The organism is Mycobacterium sp. TH-M15 (assembly GCF_057473705.1).
The window spans coordinates 1-6,216 of sequence record NZ_JBYCLB010000169.1; the positions used below are offsets into that span (position 1 = coordinate 1).

Here is a 6,216-nt window from a genome sequence, read left to right on the forward strand (position 1 = left end):
GGGGCACGTGCCCCCCCCTGTGGCGTTGGGCGCGGGCACCGGCGGGGCTGGGGTGGGGGTCCGGCCGGCCGTCACCGACGCGCGCCGCGGGCGGCAGCCGGCCGCTGCTGGTGTTGGCCCCCGGCGACCGGGTGTCGCACGACAAGTACGGCCTGGGCCGCGTCGAGGAGGTCTCCGGCGCCGGTGACACGGCGATGTCGCTGATTGACTTCGGCAGCGCCGGCCGGGTCAAGCTGATGCACAACCACGCCCCGCTCACCAAGCTGTAGCCGGCGGGCCGGGCCGTCTACGGGCCGGGCGGCGGCGGAGGCGGCGGCTGGTAGGGCATGCCCGACGGGGGATAGGGCGGCTGATACGGCATGGGCGGCGGAGGCGGCGGCTGGTAGGGCATGCCCGACGGGGGATAGGGCGGCGGCTGGTAGGGCATGGCCGTTAGCTGGTAGGGATCGCCGGTGGGTGCGGTGACCGGGGTGGACATGCACCACCGCTTGGTCGGCGACAGCAGCGCCAGGATCATCGTCACCGTCGGCATGACCAAGGACAGTAGGGACCTCAAACCGAGTCCACCGGTTCGGATAGACGCGTACCCGCTGTCCTCGAGGTTGTGGACCACGCTCTGCGCGTAGATGAAGCTGATCACCGTGATCAGCATCACTGCCGCGCAGGATGCGGCGATCACGATCCGGCCAGCCAACTTTCGCTGCAGAAGCAGCATCCCACCGACGACCAGTCCCGCGGCGATCGCCAGCTGCACCACCCCCAGGACGACGAACACGCTGTGGTTCAGCCCGGGATAGCCGCCGAGGAACATCGAACCCAGCATCAGGGGGATGGCCCCGATGCCGTTGGCGAGGGCTCCCAGGAAGCTCAGCACCGCGGCGATGATCGCGGTGGCGCCGCTGGGCTGCTGCGGTTGGCCGTAGCCGTAGCCGTAGCCGTAGCCGCCGTAGCCGGCCGCACTGCCGTAGCCGGGCGGTCCCGGGGGCGCGCCCCAACCGGGCTGGCCGGGCGGTTGCTGCCAGGGGTTCATAACCAGGCAGGTTAGCAGCAGAGCGCTCGCGGGTGGCGCCACGTAACCGTTCAGCGCAGCAGCCAGCGCTTCGTCGTCGGATGCAGCGCGAGCACCGCGCTGGCGACCTGAAGAATCGGGATCGCGTGCACGACCCAGGGCACCCGCGCCCCCGCGATGAACAGGCTGCCGAAGGTCAGCAGGGCGACGAACGCCCCGACGGCGATCAGGTAGCAGCCCAGCGGCCGGCGGCGCAGCAGCAGGATCACCCCGGCGATCGTGGTGACCGCGAACACCAGGCTGAGGAAGGCGACGGCGACGCAGAACAGCCGGTCGCTGTGCCACCAGCCGGCGATCAGGTCGGTGGCCACCACCGAGGTGGCCCAACCGCTGACGATCGAGACCGCGGCCGCCGACACCGGCAGCGCGGCGCCGGGTGCCGGCCACGGGTCCTGCCCGGCCGGCCCGACCTGCCCGGCCGGCCCGACCTGCCCGGCGTGTGACGCGGGTGGGCTCGGCCGGTGGGGGACGACCGCCATGGCCGCGGTGGGTGCCCGGCGGATGATGTGGGCGCCGGTTTGGCTGGCCCCGTAAGGCGGATCGTGGTGTTCGGTCACCAGATAAGGCTATGCCCCGAGGAAGGTTACGCCCCGAGGACGTTGATTCCCCGGGTTGCCAGCCAGGGAACCGGGTCGATCCGGTTCGAGCCGTTCAGCATCACCTCGAAGTGCAGGTGCGGGCCGGTGGAGTAGCCGCGGTTTCCCATGGTGGCGATCTGGTCGCCGGCCATCACTCGCTCGCCGACGCTGACCGTCGTGCTGTTGACGTGCCCGTACAGCGTCACGGTCCCGTCCGAGTGCCGCAGCTTGACCAGCATGCCGTAGCCGGAGCTGGGGCCCGCCTCGATGACGATGCCGTCGGATGCCGCCAGGATAGGGGTGCCGATGGAGTTGGCGATATCGATGCCGGCGTGCAGCACGCCCCAGCGGTAGCCGAAGTTCGAGGTGAACTGGCCGTGGGCGGGCAGGGCGAACAACGGTCGTTGCAGCCGGGCCTCCCGCTCGGCCCGCTCCTGGGCGAACGCGACCCCTTTGGCTATCTCTTCGTTGTGTACGACGGCATTCGCCGCGGTCCGAACGCTGACCATCTGCATGCCGCTGTGGCCGGTGGTGATGCCGGTCTGCTCGCCGATCGGCGCGTGGTGGGCGGCCAGGACGGCCTGTTGCGGGGTGGGATCGGAGAGATGCGTCGCCTGGTGTGCGGCTGCCGCGGCCGCGCCGGCGGCCATGGCCGCCATCAGCACCCGGCCGCGAACCGCACCGATCGACTCGCTGCGGTGTTTGCCGTGTACCGGGGTGGGTAGCTCGAGCCGCAGCACGCCGAGATTGTCGGTGTCGAGTAGGTCGTCGAGCTCTGGGGCGGAAAGCACCTGGTCCGCGGGGTCCAGGGAGTAGCTGGCCGGGTTATCGGAGTCGTCGATCGGGATGACGTCGGTCATCTCGTTGGGGCTCGGTGCTGACCTGTGACGACCGGAGCCAAGGGAACGCGCAGAACCCACGCCCGCAACACCAGTTGCAGGCGAAGCGTGCCGAGTCACCTTGGGAATCCCTTTGGTCGTGATCTGTTCGTTACACAGAGCCCCTGGAACGGTAGCCACTCGGCGGGGTAACTGGCAAGTAATCGGCCGAAATCGATATCAACTGTGAGTTGGATCACCGCTGTTTCCGGCCGGTCGGGGCTGATCACCAGGTGAAATGTGCCACAGCGACGGAGCCGAAGTCGGAGTTCGGCGCCGGTGTCGATACAGTGCCCGAGGAATTAATTTCCGCTGAGCACCACCACCAGCCGACCCGTTCACCACCGGACGGACCCGAGTGAGACAGTGAGTCCATGGATCTTTTCGAGTACCAGGCGAAAGAGTTGTTCGCCAAGCACAACGTGCCCACCACCCCGGGCCGGGTGACCGACACCGCCGAGGACGCCAAGGCGATCGCCGAGGAGATCGGCCGCCCGGTGATGATCAAGGCGCAGGTCAAGGTCGGCGGCCGCGGCAAGGCCGGCGGGGTGAAGTACGCGGCCACCCCGGACGACGCCCGCACCCACGCGCAGAACATCCTCGGCCTGGACATCAAGGGCCACGTCGTCAAGAAGCTGCTGGTGGCCGAGGCGAGTGACATCGCCGAGGAGTACTACATCTCCTTCCTGCTGGACCGCTCCAACCGCACCTACCTGGCCATGTGCTCGGTCGAGGGCGGCATGGAGATCGAAGAGGTCGCCGCCACCAAGCCGGAGCGGCTGGCCAAGGTGCCCGTGGACGCCGTCAAGGGCGTCGACCTGGCGTTCGCCCGGTCGATCGCCGAGCAGGGTCATCTGCCCGCCGAGGTGCTCGACGCGGCGGCGATTACCATCCAGAAGCTGTGGGAGGTGTTCGTCGCCGAAGACGCCACCCTGGTCGAGGTGAACCCGCTGGTACGCACCCCCGATGATCAGATCCTGGCGCTGGACGGCAAGGTCACCCTGGACAACAACGCCGCCTTCCGGCAGCCCGGCCACGCCGAGTTCGAAGACCGCGACGCCACCGACCCGCTGGAGCTCAAAGCCAAAGAGCACGACCTGAACTACGTCAAGCTCGATGGACAGGTCGGCATCATCGGCAACGGCGCCGGCTTGGTGATGTCCACCCTGGACGTCACCGCCTACGCCGGGGAGAAGCACGGCGGGGTCAAGCCGGCCAACTTCCTGGACATCGGTGGCGGCGCTTCGGCGGAGGTGATGGCGGCCGGCCTGGACGTCATCCTGGGGGACAAACAGGTCAAGAGCGTGTTCGTCAACGTGTTCGGCGGCATCACCGCCTGCGACGCGGTGGCCAACGGCATCGTCAAGGCGTTGGAGATTCTGGGCGACTCCGCCAGCAAGCCGCTGGTGGTCCGCCTCGACGGCAACAACGTCGATGAGGGCCGGAGCATCCTGGCCGCCGCCAACCACCCGCTGGTGACGCTGATGCACACCATGGACGAGGCCGCCGACAAGGCCGCTGAGCTGGCCTTCTCAAACGCATCCGCCGGAAAGGACGCCTAACCCATGTCGATCTTCGTCAACAAGGACAGCAAGGTCATCGTCCAGGGCATCACCGGCAGTGAGGCCACCATCCACACCGCGCGGATGCTGCGGGCCGGCACCCAGATCGTCGGCGGGGTGAACGCCCGCAAGGCCGGTACCACCGTCACGCACGAGGACAAGGGCGGCCGGATGATCAAGCTGCCGGTATTCGGCGGTGTCGCGGAGGCCATGAAGGAGACCGGCGCGGATGTGTCGATCATCTTCGTGCCGCCGAAGTTCGCCAAGGACGCCGTCGTCGAGGCCATCGACGCCGAGATCCCGCTGCTGGTGGTGATCACCGAGGGAATCCCGGTCCAGGACAGCGCCTACGCGTGGGCCTACAACCTGGAAAAGGGGGGAGCCAACGGTCCGCGTACCCGGATCATCGGGCCGAACTGCCCGGGCATCATCACCCCCGGCGAGTGCCTGGTCGGCATCACCCCGGCGAACATCACCGGTTCGGGACCGATCGGCCTGGTCTCCAAGTCGGGCACGCTGACCTACCAGATGATGTTCGAACTGCGCGACTTCGGCTTCTCGACCGCGATCGGCATCGGCGGCGACCCGGTGATCGGCACCACCCACATCGACGCGATCGAGGCGTTCGAGCAGGACCCGGCCACCAAGGTCATCGTGATGATCGGTGAGATCGGCGGCGACGCCGAGGAGAAGGCCGCCGCCTACATCAAGGCCAACGTCACCAAGCCAGTGGTCGGATACGTCGCCGGGTTCACCGCCCCGGAGGGCAAGACGATGGGCCACGCCGGCGCCATCGTCTCCGGATCCTCGGGGACAGCGGCCGCCAAGCAGCAGGCCCTGGAGGCGGCCGGCGTCAAGGTCGGCAAGACTCCGTCGGCGACCGCCGCGCTGGCCCGCCAGTTGCTGCACGGGTAACGGCCGTCGCCGGGGCGGCGTCAGACCAGCGAAGCGAGCCTGCCGGCCAGCCGTTCCACGTACCGGGCCACCTCGTCGGCGGACCGGTCCGGCAGGCCGAACAACACCTCGGTGACGCCGAGTTCGCGCCAGTGCGCCAACTTCTCGGGCACCGGCTTGAAGTCCAGCGCCACGATCTGCGGCGCTCCGTCGCGACCGGACGCGGACCAGGTGTCCTGCAGCAGCTTCACCGGCCCGTCGATGTCGACGTCGCGCGGTGTGGTGATCCACCCGTCGGCGCTGCGGGCGATCCAGGCGAAGGTCTTCGCGGTGCCCGCCGCGCCCACCAGCACCGGAATGTGTGACTGCACCGGTTTGGGCCACGCCCAGCTCGGGCCGAAGTTGACGAACTCGCCGGAGTACGCGGCCTCCTCCTCGGTCCACAGCGCCCGCATCGCCTCCAGGTACTCGCGCAGCATGGTGCGCCGCCGCCCGGGCGGGACGCCGTGGTCGGCCAGTTCGTCGGTGTTCCAGCCGAATCCGACGCCGAGGCTCACCCGGCCGCCGGACAGATGATCAAGCGTGGCGATGGATTTCGCCAACGTGATCGGGTCGTGTTCCACCGGCAGCGACACCGCGGTGGACAACCGGACCCGCGAGGTGACCGCACACGCTGTGCCCAGGCTGACCCAGGGGTCAAGGGTGCGCAGATAGCGGTCGTCGGGAAGGGAGCCGTCCTCGGTGCCGGGGTGGGCCGCCTCCCGCTTCACCGGGATGTGGGTGTGCTCCGGGACGTAGAAGGTGCGGAAGCCGTGGTCGTCGGCGAGCTTGGCGGCGGCCGCCGGCGTGATGCCACGATCGCTGGTGAACAGCACGAGCCCGTAGTCCATGGCGACGATTAGACAGGGTCGGCCACGGCGACGGTCGGACAGGGTGCCCACGCGGCGGGTGCCGGCGGGTGCGACGACACGTCTGGTGCGCCCCGGGCCGCCGGGTGCGCTAGCGTGGAGGCTCGATCGCCCCGCTCACGCCAGCATGCCCAACAGCACAGGAGAGGCTATGACCTACCCACCCGGTAACCCACCCGGCAGTCCCGGATTTCAGCCCGCCCAGCCGCCGGGCTCCGGTCCGGTTCCGACCCCATCGTTCGTCAAGACGGAGGATGGCACCAGCAAGCTGCCGGTCTACCTGCAAATCGCGGTGATCTTTCTCGGTCTGGCCGTCTATCTGTTGAA

General features: G+C 68.9%; 6 protein-coding genes and 1 pseudogene. 3 read left to right on the plus strand and 4 right to left on the minus strand.

From position 1 onward, the window contains the following. Positions 1–269: pseudogene (locus AC2VNT_RS03985) on the plus strand (ATP-dependent DNA helicase PcrA); the annotation flags it as partial. A 17-nt stretch (positions 270–286) separates the two neighbouring features. Here AC2VNT_RS03985 and AC2VNT_RS03990 read toward each other — a convergent pair. From AC2VNT_RS03990 to AC2VNT_RS04000, 3 genes are read right to left on the minus strand one after another with little or no spacing between them, the layout of a single operon-like run. After that, a complete protein-coding gene (locus AC2VNT_RS03990) occupies positions 287–1,030 on the minus strand; it encodes a hypothetical protein (protein ID WP_486945617.1) in 744 nt (247 codons plus the stop codon). A 50-nt stretch (positions 1,031–1,080) separates the two neighbouring features. Further along, the gene (locus tag AC2VNT_RS03995; RefSeq protein ID WP_486945618.1) at positions 1,081–1,626 is read right to left on the minus strand and encodes a hypothetical protein; all 546 of its coding nucleotides are present in this window, start codon (positions 1,624–1,626) and stop codon (positions 1,081–1,083) included. 26 nt (positions 1,627–1,652) lie between these two features. Then, complete coding sequence (locus AC2VNT_RS04000) at positions 1,653–2,606, minus strand: M23 family metallopeptidase (protein WP_486945619.1); 954 nt, start codon at positions 2,604–2,606, stop codon at positions 1,653–1,655. Between the two features lie 293 nt (positions 2,607–2,899). On the opposite strand from AC2VNT_RS04000, the gene sucC reads away from it, so the two are divergent. Both sucC and sucD read left to right on the plus strand, forming a co-directional pair. Further along, positions 2,900–4,087: an ADP-forming succinate--CoA ligase subunit beta gene (sucC, locus tag AC2VNT_RS04005; RefSeq protein ID WP_486945620.1), complete on the plus strand. Its 1,188-nt coding sequence runs from the start codon at positions 2,900–2,902 to the stop codon at positions 4,085–4,087. A gap of 3 nt (positions 4,088–4,090) precedes the next feature. Further along, entirely contained in the window at positions 4,091–5,002 is a 912-nt protein-coding gene (gene sucD / locus AC2VNT_RS04010; RefSeq protein ID WP_486945621.1) for a succinate--CoA ligase subunit alpha, read from the plus strand. 20 nt (positions 5,003–5,022) lie between these two features. Here the strand turns inward: sucD and AC2VNT_RS04015 are convergent, their stop codons facing one another. Next, on the minus strand, positions 5,023–5,871 hold the full coding sequence (locus AC2VNT_RS04015; RefSeq protein ID WP_486945622.1) for an LLM class F420-dependent oxidoreductase: 849 nt from the start codon (positions 5,869–5,871) through the stop codon (positions 5,023–5,025). Between the last annotated feature and the right edge of the window lie 345 nt (positions 5,872–6,216).